The 19,342-nt window shown below is 71.5% G+C and carries 16 protein-coding genes; 11 read left to right on the top strand and 5 right to left on the bottom strand.

What is annotated here, in order from left to right:
* Positions 1-348: 348 nt before the first annotated feature.
* Positions 349-1,359: an NAD(P)H-dependent glycerol-3-phosphate dehydrogenase gene (locus tag I2W78_RS10610; RefSeq protein ID WP_196458953.1), complete on the top strand. Its 1,011-nt coding sequence runs from the start codon at positions 349-351 to the stop codon at positions 1,357-1,359.
* Between the two features lie 59 nt (positions 1,360-1,418).
* Positions 1,419-2,576 carry a D-alanine--D-alanine ligase family protein gene (locus I2W78_RS10605; protein WP_196458951.1) on the top strand — a complete coding sequence of 386 codons (1,158 nt, stop codon included), beginning with the start codon at positions 1,419-1,421 and terminating at the stop codon, positions 2,574-2,576.
* Between the two features lie 81 nt (positions 2,577-2,657).
* Here the strand turns inward: I2W78_RS10605 and I2W78_RS10600 are convergent, their stop codons facing one another.
* Both I2W78_RS10600 and I2W78_RS10595 read right to left on the bottom strand, forming a co-directional pair.
* Entirely contained in the window at positions 2,658-3,155 is a 498-nt protein-coding gene (locus tag I2W78_RS10600) for a DUF3515 domain-containing protein (protein WP_196458950.1), read from the bottom strand.
* 20 nt (positions 3,156-3,175) lie between these two features.
* A complete protein-coding gene (locus I2W78_RS10595) occupies positions 3,176-3,409 on the bottom strand; it encodes an Lrp/AsnC family transcriptional regulator (protein ID WP_003997603.1) in 234 nt (77 codons plus the stop codon).
* Between the two features lie 269 nt (positions 3,410-3,678).
* On the opposite strand from I2W78_RS10595, the gene I2W78_RS10590 reads away from it, so the two are divergent.
* Together I2W78_RS10590 and thiD are read left to right on the top strand one after the other, a co-directional pair.
* Positions 3,679-4,644 carry a thiamine-phosphate kinase gene (locus I2W78_RS10590; protein WP_196458949.1) on the top strand — a complete coding sequence of 322 codons (966 nt, stop codon included), beginning with the start codon at positions 3,679-3,681 and terminating at the stop codon, positions 4,642-4,644.
* A complete protein-coding gene (gene thiD / locus I2W78_RS10585) occupies positions 4,641-5,456 on the top strand; it encodes a bifunctional hydroxymethylpyrimidine kinase/phosphomethylpyrimidine kinase (RefSeq protein ID WP_196458948.1) in 816 nt (271 codons plus the stop codon). The genes I2W78_RS10590 and thiD overlap by 4 nt, the downstream gene beginning before the upstream one ends.
* A 139-nt stretch (positions 5,457-5,595) precedes the next feature.
* Here thiD and rpmB read toward each other — a convergent pair whose 3' ends face one another.
* Positions 5,596-5,781 (bottom strand): 50S ribosomal protein L28, encoded by a 186-nt coding sequence (gene rpmB, locus I2W78_RS10580; RefSeq protein ID WP_003993230.1) that lies wholly within the window; start codon positions 5,779-5,781, stop codon positions 5,596-5,598.
* A gap of 264 nt (positions 5,782-6,045) precedes the next feature.
* On the opposite strand from rpmB, the gene I2W78_RS10575 reads away from it, so the two are divergent.
* Positions 6,046-7,743, top strand: coding sequence for a DAK2 domain-containing protein (locus tag I2W78_RS10575; RefSeq protein ID WP_196458947.1), 1,698 nt, complete (start codon positions 6,046-6,048; stop codon positions 7,741-7,743).
* A gap of 54 nt (positions 7,744-7,797) precedes the next feature.
* On the opposite strand, the gene I2W78_RS10570 is transcribed toward I2W78_RS10575, so the two are convergent.
* The gene (locus I2W78_RS10570) at positions 7,798-10,767 is read right to left on the bottom strand and encodes a tetratricopeptide repeat protein (RefSeq protein ID WP_196458946.1); all 2,970 of its coding nucleotides are present in this window, start codon (positions 10,765-10,767) and stop codon (positions 7,798-7,800) included.
* A complete protein-coding gene (locus I2W78_RS10565; RefSeq protein ID WP_196458945.1) occupies positions 10,764-12,608 on the bottom strand; it encodes an HSP90 family protein in 1,845 nt (614 codons plus the stop codon). Before I2W78_RS10565 ends, I2W78_RS10570 begins: the two co-directional genes overlap by 4 nt.
* A gap of 189 nt (positions 12,609-12,797) precedes the next feature.
* On the opposite strand from I2W78_RS10565, the gene I2W78_RS10560 reads away from it, so the two are divergent.
* The 6 genes from I2W78_RS10560 to rpmF all read left to right on the top strand — a co-directional run bounded on the left by I2W78_RS10560 (position 12,798) and on the right by rpmF (position 19,342).
* The gene (locus I2W78_RS10560) at positions 12,798-16,019 is read left to right on the top strand and encodes a helicase-related protein (RefSeq protein ID WP_196458943.1); all 3,222 of its coding nucleotides are present in this window, start codon (positions 12,798-12,800) and stop codon (positions 16,017-16,019) included.
* A gap of 170 nt (positions 16,020-16,189) precedes the next feature.
* Positions 16,190-16,777 (top strand): 16S rRNA (guanine(966)-N(2))-methyltransferase RsmD, encoded by a 588-nt coding sequence (gene rsmD, locus I2W78_RS10555; protein ID WP_196458941.1) that lies wholly within the window; start codon positions 16,190-16,192, stop codon positions 16,775-16,777.
* Positions 16,774-17,283 (top strand): pantetheine-phosphate adenylyltransferase, encoded by a 510-nt coding sequence (gene coaD / locus I2W78_RS10550; RefSeq protein WP_196458940.1) that lies wholly within the window; start codon positions 16,774-16,776, stop codon positions 17,281-17,283. Before rsmD ends, coaD begins: the two co-directional genes overlap by 4 nt.
* 73 nt (positions 17,284-17,356) lie before the next feature.
* Positions 17,357-18,391, top strand: a complete 1,035-nt coding sequence (locus I2W78_RS10545) for an ATP synthase F0 subunit B (RefSeq protein WP_196458939.1) — start codon at positions 17,357-17,359, stop codon at positions 18,389-18,391.
* 127 nt (positions 18,392-18,518) lie between these two features.
* Positions 18,519-19,166 (top strand): YceD family protein, encoded by a 648-nt coding sequence (locus I2W78_RS10540; protein ID WP_196458938.1) that lies wholly within the window; start codon positions 18,519-18,521, stop codon positions 19,164-19,166.
* Between the two features lie 2 nt (positions 19,167-19,168).
* On the top strand, positions 19,169-19,342 hold the full coding sequence (rpmF, locus tag I2W78_RS10535) for a 50S ribosomal protein L32 (RefSeq protein ID WP_003951102.1): 174 nt from the start codon (positions 19,169-19,171) through the stop codon (positions 19,340-19,342).

Below are 19,342 nucleotides of genomic sequence, written 5' to 3'. Positions count from 1 at the left end.
TTCCGATGCGGAAGCGTCGGGGGCGTCCGGGCGGGGGTCCGCTGGGGATTCCGGCTTGGATGTGGCCGGTGAGGCCGGCCGGGAAACCCGGGACGCCGGTCGGGAGATGGCCGGGGAGTTGGGTCGGGAGGCGTCGGGGGCGTCCGGGCGGGGCTCTGCTGGGGATCACGGTCTGGGGGTTGCCGGGCAGTCTGGTCTGGGATTCGCTGGGGATTCCGGTCGGGAAGCGGCCGGGCAGTCTGGTCGGGAAGCGGCCGGGCAGTCTGGTCGGGAAACCGGTCATGGAACCGGCGGGCGAGTCGGGCGGGAAGCGGCCGGGCAGGCCGGTGGGGAAGAGGGGCAGGGCAAGTGAGCAAGCCGGTCAAGGCGGCGGTCTTCGCCGCCGGTTCGTGGGGCACGGCGTTCGGCATGGTGCTCGCCGACGCGGGGTGCGAGGTCACCCTGTGGGCGCGTCGCGCGGAGGTCGCCGAGGCCATCAACTCCGGCCGCACCAACCCCGACTACCTCCCGGGCTTCGAACTCCCCGAGAACCTGCGCGCCACCACCGACCCCGCCGAGGCGGCCGCCGGCGCCGACTTCACGGTCCTGTCCATCCCCTCGCAGACCCTGCGCGGCAACCTCGCGGACTGGGCGCCCCTGCTGGCCCCCGACACCGTCCTGGTCTCGCTGATGAAGGGCGTCGAACTCGGCTCCGCCATGCGGATGAGCGAGGTCATCGCGGACGTCGCCAAGGTCCCCGCGGAGCGGGTCGCCGTCGTCACCGGCCCCAACCTCGCGCGCGAGATCGCCGCCCGGATGCCGGCCGCCTCCGTGGTCGCCTGCACCGACGAGGCCGTCGCCCAGCGGCTCCAGGCCGCCTGCCACACGCCGTACTTCCGCCCCTACACCAACACCGACGTCGTCGGCTGCGAACTCGGCGGCGCGGTCAAGAACGTCATCGGGCTCGCCGTCGGCATCGCGGACGGCATGGGCCTCGGCGACAACGCCAAGGGTTCCCTCATCACGCGAGGCCTCGCGGAAACGACCCGGCTGGGGCTGGCGATGGGCGCGGACCCGATGACCTTCTCCGGACTCGCGGGCCTCGGCGACCTGGTGGCCACCTGCTGCTCGCCGCTGTCCCGCAACCACACCTTCGGCACCAACCTCGGCAAGGGCATGACCCTGCAGGAGACCATCGCGGTCACCAAGCAGACCGCCGAGGGCGTCAAGTCCTGTGAGTCGGTGCTCGATCTGTCCCGGCGGCACGGCGTCGACATGCCCATCACCGAGACGGTGGTCGACATCGTGCACGAGGGCAAGCCTCCGGTGGTCGCTCTCAAGGAGCTGATGTCGCGCAGCGCGAAGCCGGAACGACGCTGAGCGACGCGGCCGTACGGACGCTGTCTCCGGCCCCTACCACCGGGTACTCTCAACGCGATATGAGCACCGAGAACCTCCCCCAGAGCCCCGAGCAGCCGTCCCGCAAGCCGCGTGTGGCCGTCGTGTTCGGCGGGCGCAGCTCCGAACACGGGATCTCCGTGGTCACCGCCGGCGCCGTACTGCGGGCCATCGACCGGACCAAGTACGAGGTCCTGCCGATCGGCATCACCCAGGACGGCCGGTGGGCGCTCACCGCCGACGAGCCGGAGCGGATGGCGATCACCGACCGCCGCACGCCCAGCGTCGAGGACCTCGCCGACTCGGGCGAGGGCGGCGTCGTGCTCCCCGTCGACCCCGCCAACCGCGAAGTCGTCTACAGCGAGCCGGGTTCCGTGCCCAAGGCCCTGGGCGAGGTCGACGTGGTCTTCCCGGTGCTGCACGGCCCGTACGGCGAGGACGGCACCCTCCAGGGCCTCCTGGAGCTCTCCGGCGTCCCGTACGTGGGTTCCGGCGTGCTCTCCTCGGCCGTCGGCCAGGACAAGGAGTACATGAAGCGGGTGTTCACCTCGTTCGGGCTGCGGGTGGGCCCGTACCTGGTGATCCGGCCGCGCGAGTGGCAGCAGGACCAGGCAGGCGCGCGGCGGCGGATCGCGGAGTTCGCCGGTGAGCACGGCTGGCCGCTGTTCGTGAAGCCCGCGCGCGCGGGCTCGTCGATCGGCATCACCAAGGTCGAGTCGTTCGAGGGCCTCGACGAGGCCGTCGCCGAGGCCCAGCGCCACGACCCGAAGATCATCGTCGAGGCGGCGGTGCGCGGCCGCGAGATCGAGTGCGGCGTCCTGGAGTTCGAGGACGGCCCCCGCGCGTCGGTCCCCGCGGAGATCCCGCCGCCGGACACGCACGCGTACTACGACTTCGAGGCCAAGTACATCGACTCGACCCCCGGCGTCGTCCCGGCCCCGCTCACCGCCGAGCAGACCGCCGAGGTCCAGAAGCTCGCCGTCGAGGCCTTCGAGGCGGCGTCCTGCGAGGGCCTGGTCCGCGCGGACTTCTTCCTCACCGAGGCCGGCGACTTCGTGATCAACGAGATCAACACGATGCCCGGCTTCACGCCGATCTCGATGTATCCGCAGATGTGGCAGGCAAGCGGAGTGACGTACGAGGAACTGGTGGACCGCCTGATCCAGGCGGCGCTGCGCAGGTCGACGGGCCTCAGGTGAAACACCCTTAGGGGCGCGGGGAACTGCGCGACCAGCCCCGCACAACCCGCAGTCGGCCGGCAACAGCACACGCCACGGCGCTCAGTCGGCGATCCCCACAGGAATCGCCGACTTCACCGCCGACGCCAAGTCGACCAGCACCGCCGCACTGTCCCGCCCCTCAGGCACGCTCACCTCGACATACGCCTTACGGTTCGCGCTGGTGAAGCGGTACCCCCCGTCCTGCGCCTCCTGTAGCCAGTCGACGCCGTTCACACCCCCGGCCACGGCGTCGGCATCCCGGCCCTCGGCCACCTTCGGGTCGATCATCTTCGGCGGCCGCACCACCCCGCACCGCAGTATGATCACCGGGCTTCCCCAACCCGCCGTGAGCGCGGACTCGGGCTCGGGGTCGTTCCGGCTCAGACCGTCCACCGTGCGGGGCAGCGCCTTGTCCAGGTTCCGGCACAGCTTGGTGACCGCCTCAGACGGACTGGGAACCGCGACGCTCGAACTGTCGTCTGCTGAGGAGCAGCCCGCGGCGGTGATCAGCAGGGCGAACGCGGGCAGACCGATGAGCCGGTGACGGGAGAACTTCACCGGCCAAGGGTAGACGGGGACTACAGATGGACGACCGGGCAGGTCAGGGTGCGGGTGATGCCGTCCACTTGCTGGACCTTCGCAACCACCATGCGGCCCAGGTCGTCGACGGTGTCGGCCTGGGCGCGCACGATGACGTCGTACGGTCCCGTGACGTCCTCGGCCTGGATCACCCCAGGGATCTTGCTGATCGTCTCGGCGACGGTCGACGCCTTGCCGACCTCCGTCTGGATCAGGATGTACGCCTGTACCACGGAACCTCCAGGGCGGCCACGAGGATCATGTGGGGAAAAGGAACGCCACGGTATCGCGTCGCCGCACGCTGCGGGGAGACCTGCGGTAACCGGGGCGCGTGTGCCGGGGCGCGGACACGACGGATGTTGACGGACACGGCGACCGCCTCGACGGTCATGGGGGACCCGTTGGCGGTCATGGGGGACCGGTTGGCGGACACTTCGACCGTATCGAGGACACTGATGACCCGCGACCGGGCACGCACAGGGACAGAAGGGGCGTAAGGGCAATGAAGGGCACTGTTGGTGAGCTCGGGGAGTTCGGGCTCATCAGGGAGCTCACCTCCCGTCTGACCACCACCCCGGCGGTGCGGGTCGGCCCCGGCGACGACGCCGCGGTGGTCGCCGCGCCGGACCGCCGGGTCGTGGCCAGCACCGACATCCTGCTGGAGGGGCGGCACTTCCGCCGGGACTGGTCCACGGCGTACGACGTCGGGCGCAAGGCGGCCGCGCAGAACCTCGCCGACATCGCGGCCATGGGCGCCGTACCGACCGCGCTGCTGCTCGGCCTGGTCGTGCCGGCCGAACTCCCGGTCACCTGGCCGACCGAGCTGATGGACGGGCTGCGCGACGAGTGCCAGGTGGCGGGCGCGTCCGTGGTCGGCGGTGATGTCGTACGAGGGGACACCATCACGGTGTCGATCACCGCGCTCGGCGACCTGCGCAACCAGGAGCCCGTGACGCGGGCCGGCGCACAGCCCGGTGACCTCGTCGCGGTGACCGGCTGGCTGGGCTGGTCGGCGGCCGGGTACGCGGTGCTCTCGCGTGGGTTCCGCTCGCCGCGCGCCTTCGTCGAGGCGCACCGGCGCCCGGAGCCGCCGTATCACGCGGGCCCGGCGGCGGCCGCGCTGGGCGCGACGGCGATGTGCGACGTGAGCGACGGGCTGATCGCCGACCTCGGGCACATCGCGGAGGCCAGCAAGGTCCGTATCGACGTCCGTTCCGGCGCGATCGACATCCCCTCGCAGATGCACGACATCGGGCAGGCGGTGGGCGTCGACCCCCTCCAGTGGGTGCTGACCGGGGGAGAGGACCACGCGATCGTGGCGACCTTCCCGCCGGACGTGAAGCTGCCCGCCCGCTGGAAGGTGATCGGCGAGGTGCTCAACCCGTCCGCGCTGCCCCAGGTCACCGTCGACGGGGCGCCCTGGACCAGCAAGGGTGGCTGGGACCACTTCGGAGGCATCGAGTCATGAACGCGCCACCCAGGGTGCTGACCGTGGCCGGGTCCGACTCCGGCGGGGGCGCGGGCATCCAGGCCGACCTGAAGACGATGCTCGCCCTCGGCGTACACGGTATGAGCGTGATCACGGCGGTGACCGCGCAGAACTCCCTGGGCGTGCAGGGCGCCTGGGAGCTGCCCGTGGCGGCCGTACGGGCCCAGTACCGCAGTGTCGTCGACGACATCGGCGTACAGGCCGTGAAGACCGGGATGCTGGCCTCGGCGGAACTCGTCGAGGCGGTGGCGGATTTGATCGCCGGAACCGACGCGCCCGCGGTCGTCGACCCGGTGGGCGTCTCCAAGCACGGCGACTCGCTGCTGGCGGCCTCCGCGCTGGATTCCGTACGGACGAAGCTGCTGCCGGCCGCGACCGTGCTGACGCCGAACCTCGACGAGGTCGCCCAACTGACCGGGCTACGGGTCGAGTCGGAGGACCGGATGCGCGAGGCGGCGGCCGCCCTGCTGGCGTACGGGCCGCGCTGGGTCGTGATCAAGGGCGGGCATCTGCCGGGGGAGGCGGTGGACTTGCTCACCGACGGCTCCGAGGAGCACTGGCTGCGCGCACCCCGTCACGACAACCGGCACACGCACGGGACGGGCTGCACGCTGGCCTCGGCGATCGCGTCCGGGCTGGCGAAGGGGCTGGCCGTGCCGGAGGCGGTGCGGGCGGCGAAGGAGTACGTCACCGGGGCGATCGCGGGCGGATTCGCGCTGGGGGGCGGGATCGGGCCGGTGGATCACGGGTGGCGGTTCCGCACGGCGGGGAGCGACGAGGGGAAGGCGTAAACGCGGCGGAGAGCCGCATAAACGCTCGCGTAAGCGCTCGCGTAAGCGTTTACGCGGCCCGGCACAGCAAAAAGCCGGTCCACCCGAGGTGGACCGGCTGATGCAGCGAACCAGCAGTGGCCGCGCGCTTAGCTGTGCGTCAGCGCGAGACCTTGCCGGCCTTGATGCACGAGGTGCAAGCGTTCACGCGCTTCGGCGTCCCGCCGACCACGGTACGCACACGCTGGATGTTCGGGTTCCAGCGGCGGGACGTACGGCGGTGCGAGTGCGAGATGTTGTTGCCGAAGCCCGGCCCCTTGCCGCAGACGTCGCAGTTGGCAGCCACGGGTCACTCCAAAGACTTCAGATGCACTTACGGTTGATCCCGGCATGCCGGGATCGAGATCTTATGCCCTTGCGAGCGATCTGAGATCTGAGTGGCGTTGCCAGGGGAATGGCCCGATCAGGATCGGGCAACCGGAGCAGCATACAACGGCTGCGTCCGTACAACGAAATTACCATGGCTGATCAGGGGCCCGCCCCCGCCCTCTTCCGGCGGGCACCGGCCCCGGGGCTACGCTGCGACCCACGTCCAGCAGAGGAGGCGCAGGTGGCGCAGGGGCCGCAGACATTCTTCGATGCTCTCGCGGTGCGCACCTGGTGCGGTCTCGCGCTTCAGGCGCTGGGACGCGCGCGTGAGGAGATCGACGCGATCAACGTGTACCCGGTCGCGGACGGGGACACCGGCACGAACCTGTATCTGACCGTCGAGTCGGCGGTGACCGCGGTCGAGGCGGTCTTCGCCGCCCACGAGGTCGACGCGTCCAGCCACGGGCGTCCCTCGCTGGCCGAGGCCGCGCGGGCGATGGCCCACGGGGCGCTGATCGGCGCGCGGGGCAACTCCGGGACGATCCTCGCGCAGCTGCTGCGCGGTATGGCGCAGGTGCTCGCCGTCGACGGTGAGAACGCTCACACCGACGGACAGGGCCTGCGGCTCGCGCTGCGCCGCGCGGCCGACGCCGCCCGCCAGGCCGTGGCGCACCCCGTGGAGGGCACGGTCCTGTCGGTCGCCTCGGCCGCCGCCGACGCGGCCGGGGGAGCGGAGGGCGACTGCGGGACGGTCGCGCGGGCCGCCTACGACGGGGCCCGTGCGGCCCTTGCCGCGACGCCGGGGCAGCTGGCCGTCCTGGAGCGTGCCGGGGTGGTGGACGCCGGGGGGCGCGGGCTGGTGGCGGTGCTGGCGGCGCTGGTGGAGACGTTCACGGGGGAGCTGCCGGGGGCGGTGGCGGTGACGGCCGACACGCGGCACGCGCGCGTGCAGGTGCCGCTCGGCAGCCAGGGCGCCTTGGGCGCGACGGAGTGCGCGGACGGCGCCGAGGACGGCGGTCCGGCGTACGAGGTGATCTACCTCCTGGAGGCCGACGACCTGGCCGTGGCTCGGCTGCGGGAGCGGCTCGACGCCCTCGGGGACTCACTCGTCGTGGTCGGCGGTGACGGACTGTGGAACGTCCATGTGCACGTGGACGACGCCGGCGCCGCCGTGGAGGCGGGCGTCGAGGCCGGCCGGCCGTACCGCATCAGGATCACGCACTTCGGTGCCGACGACGTGCACACGGTACGCGGGGAAGGGCGCCCTCGGGAACGCGTCCAGCGGGCCGTGGTGGCCGTGGTGCCCGGCGAGGGGCTGGCCGGGCTGTACGCCGAGGCGGGCGCCACGACGGTGCTCGCGCGTCCCGGGGAGCCGCCCGCCAGCGGGGAGCTTGTCGAGGCCCTGCGGCGGGCCCACGCGCGCGAGGTCGTGCTGCTGCCCAACGATCCCGAGCTGCGGCACACCGCCGCCGCGGCGGTCGAGCAGGTGCGCGCGGAGGGCATCCGCGTGTCCCTGATCCCCACCCGCTCCGCGGTCCAGGGCATCGCGGCGCTCGCGGTGCACGCGCCGGAGCGCCGCTTCGACGAGGACGTGGTGTCCATGACCTCGGCGGCGGGAGCGACCCGCTACGGCGAGGTCGCCGTGGCGGAACGCCAGGCCTGGACGATGGCCGGCATCTGCCAGGCCGGTGACGTCCTCGGGCTCATCGACGGGGACGTGGCCGTGATCGGGGCGGACGTCACGGCCATCGCCGAGACCGTGCTGGACCGGATGCTCGCGGCCGGCGGGGAGCTGGTGACCCTGGTGCTGGGCGACGAGGCCCCGGAGTCCGTCGCCGAGCACCTTCAGGCGCGGGTGCGGGAGGCCTACCTCGCCGTCGACACGGTGGTGTACCGGGGTGGGCGGCAGGGGGCTCTGCTGCTGATCGGGGTGGAGTGAGCGCGAAGAAGGTTGTTGATCGATGACGCCGAGGAGCATGCGGGCGTCTTTCGTTCAACAATCCTCCTGTTCCCGCCCTTCTCGCACCACCCGCAGCATCTGTTCCGCCTCCGCTCGCCGCTCCTGTGCCGCCTCGTCGTCCTCGGTGGCGTCGGCGTACGCCTCCAGCACCGCACGCGCGCGTGCGGCTGCCTCGCCGCTGCGGCCCAGGTCGGCCGCCAGCCAGCCCGCCGCGAGTTCGGCGCCGGTGCGGGCGTGCCGGGCGTCGGCACCCAGGGAGGCGAACACGGAGACGGCCTCCTCCACTTCGGTCAGGGCCTCCTCGAACATGGCCCGGATCGAGCCGTCCTCGGCGTCCTCGGCCGACGAGCGGGCGAGCAGGTCACCGAACTGGCGGTGGGTGTGGCCGAGTTCGACGGTGAGCCGCTGCCGCGACTCCTCGTCGGCCGCGGTGCTCAGGGCACTGACGCACTCGTGGACGGCGGCCGCCATCAACTCCCGTGCGGTCTCGCCGCCGCCGCAGTCGTCCGTGCGCAGCGCGAGCCACGCGCGGGCGCGCAGGGAGCGGACGAGACCATGGACGTTGCCCAGTGAGCGCCACAGCTCGCCCGCGCGCGCGTAGGCCTGGTCCGACTCGGCGGGCAGCCCGGCGTGCCCCAGGGACTCGGCGGCGAGGTGGGCCAGGGTGGCGTGGTCGTGCTGCTCGGGCCAGTGCCGGGCGATCTCGGCGGCCTGCAGGCGGCGTTCGGCGGCTGCCCGGTGCTCGCCGAGCTCGCTGAGGCAGTCGCCGAGCCACCACTGCGTCTGGACGATCGCGCCGTCGCCGTGCGTCTCGGCGCTCAGGTCGGGCAGCGCCGACTCCAGTACCTCCGCGGCCTCGGCCCACCGCCCCTGCCGCAGCAGGAACCCGCCCAGCAGATGCCGCGCCCACACGCCGAAGGTGGGCCCCTCGCCCGCCTCGTCGGCCCAGTGCGCCGCGTCCAGGGCGTGCTCGGCGGCCTCCGCGGACTCTCCCCGGCCGCCGAGGACCTCGGCCAGCTGCAGGTGCAGCTGGGCCCGCCCGGTGGCCTCCAGGTGCGGTCCGCCGTGCTCCAGGGCCGCCCGCAGCGCCCGTTCGGCCTCCCCGGTGTCCCCGAGGTGCTGGGCGAGGCCGGCCAGCCGGGCCTCGTACTCCACCGCGAACCACGGCAGCCCCGCCTCCACGTACGCCGCAGCGGCCCGCGCGAACAGGTCGGCGGCCTTCTCGACGTCCCCGTGGTGCACGGCCAGCTCGGCGAGCATCGCCCGCGCCTCGGCCGCCCGTGCGGCGAGCCGGACGTCGTTCCCGGTGTGGCCCTCGACGAGCGCCAGCACCTCCCTGGCGGCGGCCTCGGCCTCCGCCAGGACAGTCTCCTGCGAGGCGCCGGCCCCGGCGTCGTCGGCCTCGTGCACCCGCCGCATCAGAATCCGCGCCCGCCCCATCAGCACGGACGCGATCTGCCGTACGCCGGTGCCGTCCTCGGCATAGAGGGCGAGAACCTCGTCGTAGAGTCCGGCGACCGCTTCGACGGCCTTGTCGACATGACCGGCGAGCGCGCGGACGTACGCCGCACGCGCGCGTGCCGCCAGGGCCTCGCCCGGGTCGCCCGCCTCGGCGTACAGCTCGGCGCCGCGTTCGAACAGCTCGGCGCCCTCGGGGCCCAGGCCCATCGCCTCGTGGTCGGCGATCTCCGCCCGGTCACGGGCGTCCAGGTCGGTTCCCTCCGCGGCCCGCGCGACGGCCGCCCAGGCCTCGACGGCGTTCGGCTGCAGGCTGTCCGACAGCCGCCGCGCCTCGGCCAGCAGCGCGGCCAGGTCCGGCTCCTGCCCGGTCGTGGCGGACGCCGGCGTCACGGGGGCCGGGGCGACCGGACGCACGGGGTGCGCCAGCCGCTCCGAGCGCACTCCAAGGACGAGCCGCTCGACCAGCGGGCGCCGCTCCATACGCGCGCGTACCCGCTCGCTGACGTGCTGGGTGCCGTTGCGTTGGTCGAACCGCGCCGCCAGGGCGAGGGCCTCCCCGCGCGCGTGGGCGGCGAGTTCGCGCGCGGTCCACGCCCGGCCCGCCGGGCCCGGCACCTGCTGGTCGCCGTGGCCCAGCTCGGTGAGCCGGTCCATGAGCAGGGTGACCACGCTCATGAAGTCCATCCTGCTGCGCGGGTGCCCGGTGTCCGTGAAGTACGCCGGCCGCTCCGCCAGCAGCTCAAGACCGCGCGCCTCGTTACCGGTCAGCGCGCAGAACTCGACGTGGTCCGCGTAGGCGCCGCGCATGCTCTCCATGGACCGCACGAGCCGGAAGCCCCGCAGATGGTGGGCGCGCGCATCGTCGAGGCGGCCCAGCCGCAGCAGCGGCACCAGGGACGACGCCAGGACGCTGTGCGGCTCGTGGGCGCACGTGAACTCACCGCCCAGCACCGGCGCCCACAGCTGAAGTGCCTCGGCGGGCCGGCCGCGCTCCGCCTGCCACCAGCCCTGTCCGTTCAGTTCGCACGCGTGGCAGTCGGCCATGCTGTCCCGGTCCGCGGCCAGCCACGCCGCGTACGCCCGCTCCGCGCGCTCCACGTCCCCGACGTGCGCGGCCACACTGAACTCGGCGCCGCGCACGGCCCGTTCGGAGTGCCCGGCGAGGCGGTAGCGGTGCTCCATCTCGCCGAGCCACTTCTCGATGGAGGCCAGCGGGATGTGCGGCTGGTCGAGCATCCCGGCCGACATCCACTTGAAGACCCAGTGCAGCGAGTGGGTCTCGTACTCGTCGAAGTCCTCGGGGCGCTCGTCCCACATGCGCAGCAGGCGCGCGAACGGGACGAACATCTTGTCCTTCTCGGAGCTGTAGTTGTAGACCTTCAGCTGGTGCCCGAGCGCCTCGATCACGGCGAGCGGGATGTTCAGCTTCTCGGCCTCCACCAGCAACCGCTCCGCGCGCGCGTTGCGTGCGGGTCCCTCCGGCTGCTCGGAGTTCTCCGCCATCGCCCGGCGCAGCGCGTCGAAGTCCCTGATCTCACTCATCGGTGACCGTCCCCCGGGGAGTCGGAGTCGCTGTGGGTGGCCCATTCCAGCAGGCCGATGAACGCCCGGTTGAGCAGGGCGGAGTCGGCGGGCCGCAGCGGACGCTGCGCCATCAGCAGGGCCTGGCCGTACAGCGACTCCGTGGCGGTGCCGACGAGTTCCGGATCGTTCAGCGAACTGACCTTGCGGATCAGCGGGTTGAGGTGGTTGAGCACCAGACGCGCGCGGGGGGCGCTGCCGCGCAGCGAGCCGAGGATGCCCGCCCACAGGTCGTCGGCCTCCTCCTCGGCCGCCGCCCGGGCCTGCTCGTGCCGGGCCGCCCGGTCGTCCAGGTGCAGCGCGGGCACGGACAGCGGGTGGAAGGCCCGCAGGACCACATCGCAGCCCAGCGGGTCCAGCGTGGCCCGCGCGGCCGCCAGGAAGCCCGCCAGGGCCAGCTCCTCGGCCGGTTCGACGGCGTCCAGGTGGGCGGTCACGGTGTTCGCGTCGAGCTCGGCGACGACCGTGCCCGGCCGCACCGACGGCAACGCCTCGACCAGCTCGCTGTCGTACGTGTAGCCGCCGTTGACCACCCCGACGCCCTGCGCGGACGCGATCGGGGCGACCTGCCGGTACTCCTCGACCGTGCGCGTGAAGTGCACCACCGGGTGGCGCAGCGCGAACTCCTCCAGTGACAGCTGCCCGTCCGTCGTCTCGAACGGCAGCCACGGCAGCATCGTGCGCAGCATCTCCTTGTCGTGCCGCGCCAGGGACTTCACCCCCAGGTGGTGCACCGACAGGAAGGCCGCCAGCCGCTCCGGGTCACCGGCCGCGAGACCGGTGAGCCAGGACCGAATCCTTTCGCCCAGCGCCTCCCTCACGGCCGCCAGGGTCTCGTCCTCGTACAGCGACTCGCGCGACGCGGTGGGCCGCAGACTGTCGGTGTCGAGCACACAGCGCACGAAGAACGCCCAGTCGGGCAGTAGCTGTTCGGCCCGCTCGGTCAGCAGCATGCCCTTGAGGTGGACGCGGTGCCGGGCGCGCTGCGCCGGGCTGACCGCGGACGGCAGGACGTACGCCACCCCGCGGATCCCCGCGAGCGGCACGTTCAGCTCGATCGAGTCCAGCGGGGTGAAGCCGAACAGCTCGTGGCAGTGCCGGGCCAGGGCCACCCGCCGCGTTGCGGGGGAGGGGTAGGGCCGGTCCCAGGGCGCCGGCAGGTCGGTGACCTCCTCGTCGCCCACCCGCACGTCGTACGGCAGCAGCGAGCCGAAGTCCCGCGCCAGCGCCAGCACCCGCTCCTCGGTGAGCCACTCTCCGGCGCCCGCCCGCGCCTGAAGGTACACGGTGGTCCCCGGCTCGGGCCGGGCCGCGTCCGGCAGGGTCCGCACGGTGTACGAGCCGTCGTCCGTCGCCGTCCACTCCACGGGCCGGGCGTCCGGCGTACGGGCGCTGCGGCTGACCACGCGGATCCGCTCGGCCACCACGAAACAGGCCAGCAGCCCGATGCCGAACTGCCCGAGGAACTCCGAGCGCGCCTCCTGGAGGCCGTCGGCCCGCTTGGAGCTGCGCCCGATGGTCGCCAGCAGGTTGTGCACGTCGGACTCGGTGAGCCCGACCCCGGAGTCCTCCACCCGCAGGCTGCCGTCCTCGGCGTGCAGCCGCACCCGCGCCGGGGCGTCGGGCTGCTCGGCCCGGCGGGCGGTGATGGCGTCGACCGCGTTCTGCAGCAGCTCGCGCAGGTAGACCTTGGGGCTGGAGTAGAGGTGATGGGAGAGCAGGTCCACCAAGCCACGCAGGTCGACCTGGAACGTATGAGGTGAGGAAGATGCCTGTGATGCCGCTGAGGTCTGGGAGTCCATCGTCACAGCGCCGGTGGGGGGAAGCGCTTCGGCGCGGGGTCGGGCGGTCCCGGTGAGGCGGTGACCGCGAAAGGATGGCCGGAGCGCGTCATCCTAGAGCCCGAACGAGCCGTCTGACCAGGGGATTCCCGAGACGTATACGGATCTGTCGCCGGGATGCCTACGCCGTTGTCAGTGCCGTGGTGTGCAATGGATCTCGTGCCCGCACTGGAAGAACCACTCAAGAAGGTGCTCGGCCCCGCCACCGCGAAGGTGATGGCCGAGCATCTCGGCCTGCACACCGTCGGCGACCTCCTGCATCACTACCCACGCAGATACGAGGAGCGGGGCCAGCTCACCCACCTCGCCGACCTCCCCCTGGACGAGCACGTCACCGTGGTCGCCCAGGTCGCCGACGCCCGTCTGCACAGCTTCGCCTCCGCCAAGGCGCCCCGCGGCAAGGGCCAGCGTCTGGAAGTGACGATCACCGACGGCAGCGGCCGGCTCCAACTGGTCTTCTTCGGCCACGGCGTGCACAAACCCCACAAGGAACTGCTGCCGGGCACGCGCGCGATGTTCGCGGGCAAGGTCTCCGTCTTCAACCGCCGACTGCAACTGGCACATCCGGCGTACGAGTTGCTGAAGGGGGACGCCGAGGAGGCGATCGACACCTGGGCGGGCGCCCTGATCCCGATCTACCCGGCCACCGCCAAGCTGGAGTCCTGGAAGATCGGCAAGGCGATCCAGACCGTGCTCCCCAGCGCCCAGGAGGCCCTCGACCCCCTCCCGGACCCCCTCCGTGAGGGCCGCGGCCTGGTCTCCCTCCCCGAGGCGCTGCTGAAGATCCACCGCCCGCACACCAAGGCGGACATCGCCGACGCCCGCGACCGCCTCAAGTGGGACGAGGCCTTCGTCCTCCAGGTCGCCCTCGCCCGCCGCCGGCACGCCGACGCCCAGCTCCCCGCGGTGCCCCGCAGGCCCACGCCGGACGGCCTCCTCGCCGCCTTCGACGACCGGCTGCCGTTCACCCTCACCGAGGGCCAGCGGAAGGTCTCCGAGGAGATCTTCGGCGACCTGGCCACCGAGCACCCGATGCACCGACTGCTCCAGGGCGAGGTCGGATCGGGGAAGGCCCAGCCGCTCGACTCGCTCGTGCTCACACCAACCGGATTCCGTCGTATGGGGGACCTGGCGGTCGGAGACGAGGTTGTCGTTCCGGACGGGGAGATCGCGCTGGTCGACGGTGTCTTCCCGCAGGGAGAGCGTGATGTCTGGCGGCTGGTCCTCTCTGACGGAAGTTCTGTCGAGTGCGACGACGAGCATCTCTGGATCGTCGGTACGAGCTGCGGATGGCACCGTGGCCAGGCTCCCAAGGTCATGACGACGCGGGAGATCCGTCTCGACACGTTCAAGGCCAACGGATCTTCGAAGTGGTACCTCCCGGCGGCGACCCCGGTCGACCTGGGGGACGATTCGCAGCTGCCGCTCGACCCTTACCTCTTCGGTCTGCTGCTGGGCGGCGGCTCGTTCCGACACAACTTGAGGCTGTCCACCGTCGACGCCGAGATCCGCGATGCCGCGGCGTCGGCCGTGGCTCCCGACTGCCGCCTTGTTCCGGTTACGGGCTCTCGGTGTGACCACACGATCCAGCTCACCCGTCGCACGGGCGGCGTACGCAACCCCATCATCCAGGCCCTCCGTACTCTGGGATTGTGGGGGTTGACCTCACACGGCAAGTTCATCCCCACCGAGTTCAAGAACACCTCGATCAAGAACCGTCTCGCTCTGCTGCAGGGGCTCCTGGACACTGACGGCACCATTCAGGCGAGTGGCCTCAGCATCTCGTTCTGCTCGGCCTCACGCCGGCTCGCAGATGATGTTGCCTGGCTTGTGCGTTCGCTGGGAGGCCGAGCACGGATCCTGCTGAAGCGAACCGCCTTCGAGGTCTCCGTCGCACTGCCCGACGAGTACGCTCCGTTCCGACTGTCCCGCAAGGCAGACCGGGTGCGGCACCGGCCGAAATACAACACCTTCCGCCGCGGCATCCGTGCAGTCGAATATGTGGGACGCAAGCCGGTCCAGTGCATCAGTGTCGCCCACCCCAGCCATGCCTACGTCACCGACAACTTCACGGTGACCCACAACACCATGGTCGCCCTGCGCGCCATGCTCGCCGTCGTCGACGCGGGCGGGCAGGCCGCCATGCTCGCGCCCACCGAGGTGCTCGCCCAGCAGCACCACCGCTCGGTCGTGGAGATGATGGGCGAACTGGCCGAGGGCGGGATGCTGGGTGGCGCTGAGCAGGCCACCAAGGTGGTGCTGTTGACCGGCTCCATGGGCGCCGCCGCCCGCCGACAGGCGCTGCTCGATCTCGTCACCGGCGAGGCCGGGATCGTGATCGGCACGCACGCGCTGATCGAGGACAAGGTCCAGTTCCACGACCTCGGCCTGGTCGTCGTCGACGAACAGCACCGCTTCGGCGTCGAGCAGCGCGACGCCCTGCGCGGCAAGGGCAAGCAGCCGCCCCACCTGCTGGTCATGACCGCCACGCCGATCCCGCGCACGGTCGCCATGACCGTCTTCGGCGACCTGGAGACCTCGGTCCTCGACCAGCTCCCGGCCGGCCGCTCCCCGATCGCCAGCCATGTCGTCCCCGCCGCCGACAAGCCGCACTTCCTGGCCCGGACCTGGGAGCGGGTGCGCGAGGAGGTCTCCCAGGGCCATCAGGCGTACGTCGTCTGCCCGCGCATCGGCGACGAGGAGGACGACCCCAAGGCGGCGAAAAAGAAGAAGTCCCCCGAGGACGAGGCCGAGAAGCGCCCCCCGCTCGCCGTCCTCGACGTGGCCGACCACCTCGCCAAGGGCCCACTCCAGGGACTCAAGGTCGAGGTCCTGCACGGCCGGATGCAGCCCGACGACAAGGACGCCGTCATGCGCCGGTTCGCCGCCGGAGAGACGGACGTCCTGGTGGCCACCACAGTCATCGAGGTCGGCGTGAACGTGCCGAACGCCACCGCGATGGTGATCATGGACGCCGACCGCTTCGGCGTCTCCCAGCTCCACCAACTGCGCGGCCGCGTCGGCCGTGGCTCGGCACCCGGACTGTGCCTGCTGGTCACCGAGATGCCCGAGGCGAGCGCAGCCCGCCAGCGGCTGAACTCGGTGGCCGCCACGCTCGACGGCTTCGAACTCTCCCGCATCGACCTCGAACAGCGACGCGAGGGCGACGTCCTCGGCCAGGCCCAGTCCGGCGCCCGTACCAGCCTGCGGGTGCTGGCCGTCATCGAGGACGAGGAGATCATCGCGGAGGCCCGGGAGGAGGCCACCAAGGTGGTCACCACCGACCCCGACCTGACCGGCCTACCGGCCCTGCGCACGGCCCTGGACGCCCTGTTGGACGAGGAGAGGGAGCAGTATCTGGAGAAGGGGTGAACTCTTGTCGTCGCCGGGCAGGGCAACGCCCCCAGGGGCGCGGGGAACTGCGCGAGAAGCCACAACGAACCCGCAGCCGCCCACAACAATGCGCACCCACGCCGATAGGCACCCCCAGCCCCTCCACCTGCCACACTGAATCCACAACAACCCACGACCGAGGACCCAAGATGACCCGCGTGATCGCCGGCGCAGCCGGCGGACGCCGCCTGGCCGTCCCGCCAGGGACCGGTACCCGCCCTACCTCCGACCGCGCCCGCGAGGCCCTCTTCTCCACCTGGCAGTCCCTCCTCGGCGGCCCTCTGGACGGCGAACGCGTACTGGACCTCTACGCCGGATCAGGCGCCGTAGGCCTGGAGGCCCTCTCCCGCGGCGCCGCCCACACCCTCCTCGTCGAAGCCGACGCGCGAGCGGCGCGGATCGTGCGCGAGAACGTCAAGAACCTCGGCCTGCCCGGCGCTGAGGTCAGATCGGGCAAAGCGGAACAGATCATCCGCACCTCACCGCCGGGCGACCCGTACGACATCGTGTTCCTCGACCCGCCGTACGCCGTCACGGACGACGATCTTCGGGAGATTCTGCTCACACTCCGCACGGAGGGGTGGCTCGCCGAAGAAGCCCTCGTCACCGTGGAGCGCAGCACCAGAGGCGGTGAATTCGGGTGGCCGAAGGGCTTCGAGCCCCTACGCACCCGTCGCTACGGCGAGGGAACGTTTTGGTACGGTCGCGCCGCCTCCACGTGCGAAGACGCACCATGACCGGACCTGAGAGCGAGGGATCTCAAGTGCGCCGAGCCGTCTGTCCCGGGTCGTTCGACCCCATCACCAACGGACACCTGGACATCATCGCCCGCGCCTCCCGCCTCTACGACGAGGTCTATGTCGCGGTGATGATCAACAAGTCCAAGAAGGGCCTGTTCGAGATCGACGAGCGGATCGACCTGATCCGCGAGGTCACCGCCGAGTACGGCAACGTCCGGGTCGAGGCCTTCCACGGCCTCCTCGTCGACTTCTGCAAGCAGCGCGACATCCCGGCGATCGTCAAGGGCCTGCGCGCGGTCAGCGACTTCGACTACGAGCTGCAGATGGCCCAGATGAACAACGGCCTGACGGGCGTCGAGACCCTCTTCGTGCCCACCAACCCCACCTACAGCTTCCTGTCGTCCTCCTTGGTCAAGGAGGTCGCACAGTGGGGCGGCGACGTCTCCCACCTGGTGCCGCCGGCTGTCCTGGACGCTCTCAACGAGCGCCTGCGCCAAGCCTGAACGGGTTGCACCGCAACGGGCTACAGTCGTCCCGTCCGTCTCCAACACAGCTGTAGAGAGTGGCGAGCAACCGGTGGACGTACAGAACAAGCTCGACGAGATCGTCTCGGCGGTCTCCAGTGCCCGGGGCATGCCCATGTCGGCCTCCTGCGTGGTCAACCGCGCCGACCTGCTCGCCATGCTGGAGGAGGTGCGCGCGGCGCTGCCCGACTCCCTCGCCCAGGCCCAGGAGCTGATCGGCGGCCGCGAGCAGATGGTCGAGCAGGCCCGCCAGGAGGCCGAGCGGATCATCCAGGGCGCGCACGCCGAGCGCGGCTCGCTGATCTCCGACACCGAGGTCGCCCGCCGTTCCCAGGCCGAGGCCGACCGGATCCTGGCCGAGGCCCGCCAGGAGGCCGAGGAGATCCGCGCCGAGGCCGACGACTACGTCGACTCCAAGCTCGCCAACTTCGAGGTCGTCCTCACCAAGACCCTCGGCTCCGTCGGCCGCGGCCGCGAGAAGCTGCTCGGCACCGGCCCCGGCCTCGACGAGCAGGGCTACGAGGACGAGGACGCCCCCGAGCGCAGCCACGACCCGGAGACGCTGCGCCGTACCGCCGACGAGTACGTCGACGTCAAGCTGGGCGCCTTCGAGGCGGTCCTCGCCAAGACCCTGGAGGCGGTCGGCCGCGGCCGGCAGAAGCTGCACGGCCGGATCGCCACCGACGACCTCGGCTCCCTCGACACCGCCACCGTCCAGCACAGCAGCGACGCCGACTACCTCGCCGACCTCGCCGCCATGTCCGACGCCCCGGCCGAGCCCGCGCAGGCCCCGGAGATCCCGGCCCAGCAGCCGTACGCCACCCAGGACGCCTACGCCTACCAGCAGCAGCCGCTCCAGCAGCCCCAGCAGGATCCCTACGGCTACCAGCAGCAGTACGCCCAGCAGGACCCGTACGGCTACCAGCAGGCCGATCCGTACGCCGCGTACCCGCAGCAGCCCGCCTACGATCCGCACCAGCAGAGCTACGCGCAGCCCCAGGCGCTCGACGAGACCAGCCTCTTCGACACGAGCATGATCAGCGCGGAGCAGCTGCGCGCGTACGAACAGGGCCGCGGCAACGGCTGACACCGCCGATTGGGCCGTCGGCGAAAGGTCCAGTATCCTGGCTCTTCGGTCGCGCGTACGTCCGCGATCAGCGCTGCCCGGGAACACCGAGGGCGGCGTCCGTGAGCTCACAAGATCGAAAGCAGGAATGGCTCTGAACGCCCGCCTCGACCACCGCAACCCTCTCGTGTTCGATACGCACGAGCTGGGGCGGCGGCCTGGTGCGCTGCAGCGCCTGACCCGCACGGTCGACGCCCCGAGGGACCTCGGTCTGAAGGACGTCATCGGAGTGCCGCAAGGCACGCCGGTGGAGCTCGAACTCCGTCTGGAGTCCGTCATGGAAGGTGTGCTTGTCACAGGCACCGCCCGTGCACGGGCCGAGGGGGAGTGCGTAAGGTGTCTGGAGCCGGTCGGGCTGGAGCTCGAAGCGGACTTCCAGGAGATGTTCTCGTACCCTGACGCCGACGACCGGGGCCGCGTGCACCATGCGGAACCGGGCGACGACGCCGAGGACGACGAGGACAGGCTCTTTCTCGAGGACGGCCTGTTCGACCTCGAACCTCTGCTGCGCGATGCGGTGGTGCTCGCACTGCCGATGCAGCCGGTGTGCCAGGAAGACTGCCCGGGACTGTGCGCCGAGTGCGGAGCACGTCTCGCGGACGACCCGGACCACCACCACAACGCCGTCGACATCCGTTGGGCGGCATTGCAGGGACTCGCCGATTCACTCGAAGACGGCGATAAGGACGAGATGAGCGGCGCCGAAGCGGGCGTCGACGAGAAGCAGGAGAAGTAGCCGTGGCTGTTCCGAAGCGGAAGATGTCGCGCAGCAACACGCGCCACCGCCGGTCGCAGTGGAAGGCTGCGGTCCCCACCCTGGTTGCGTGCGAGCGCTGCCACGAGCCCAAGCAGCAGCACATCGCGTGCCCGTCGTGCGGCACCTACAACAAGCGCCAGGTCCTCGAGGTCTGA

The organism is Streptomyces spinoverrucosus (genome assembly GCF_015712165.1).
GTDB classification, from domain to species: Bacteria; Actinomycetota; Actinomycetes; order Streptomycetales; family Streptomycetaceae; genus Streptomyces; species Streptomyces spinoverrucosus_A.
The sequence above is the reverse complement of the archived record's forward strand: the minus strand, read 5'-3'. Positions and strand labels throughout refer to the sequence as shown.

Excerpts from the sequence above, each read along its gene's own strand:
- I2W78_RS10540 (WP_196458938.1), top strand. The coding sequence starts at position 18,519 with ATGGCTCTGAACGCCCGCCTCGACCACCGCAACCCTCTCGTGTTCGAT.
- rsmD (WP_196458941.1), top strand. The coding sequence starts at position 16,190 with ATGACCCGCGTGATCGCCGGCGCAGCCGGCGGACGCCGCCTGGCCGTC.
- I2W78_RS10565 (WP_196458945.1), bottom strand. The coding sequence starts at position 12,608 with ATGGACTCCCAGACCTCAGCGGCATCACAGGCATCTTCCTCACCTCAT.
- I2W78_RS10560 (WP_196458943.1), top strand. The coding sequence starts at position 12,798 with ATGGATCTCGTGCCCGCACTGGAAGAACCACTCAAGAAGGTGCTCGGC.
- I2W78_RS10590 (WP_196458949.1), top strand. The coding sequence starts at position 3,679 with ATGAAGGGCACTGTTGGTGAGCTCGGGGAGTTCGGGCTCATCAGGGAG.
- I2W78_RS10570 (WP_196458946.1), bottom strand. The coding sequence starts at position 10,767 with ATGAGTGAGATCAGGGACTTCGACGCGCTGCGCCGGGCGATGGCGGAG.
- coaD (WP_196458940.1), top strand. The coding sequence starts at position 16,774 with ATGACCGGACCTGAGAGCGAGGGATCTCAAGTGCGCCGAGCCGTCTGT.
- thiD (WP_196458948.1), top strand. The coding sequence starts at position 4,641 with ATGAACGCGCCACCCAGGGTGCTGACCGTGGCCGGGTCCGACTCCGGC.
- I2W78_RS10605 (WP_196458951.1), top strand. The coding sequence starts at position 1,419 with ATGAGCACCGAGAACCTCCCCCAGAGCCCCGAGCAGCCGTCCCGCAAG.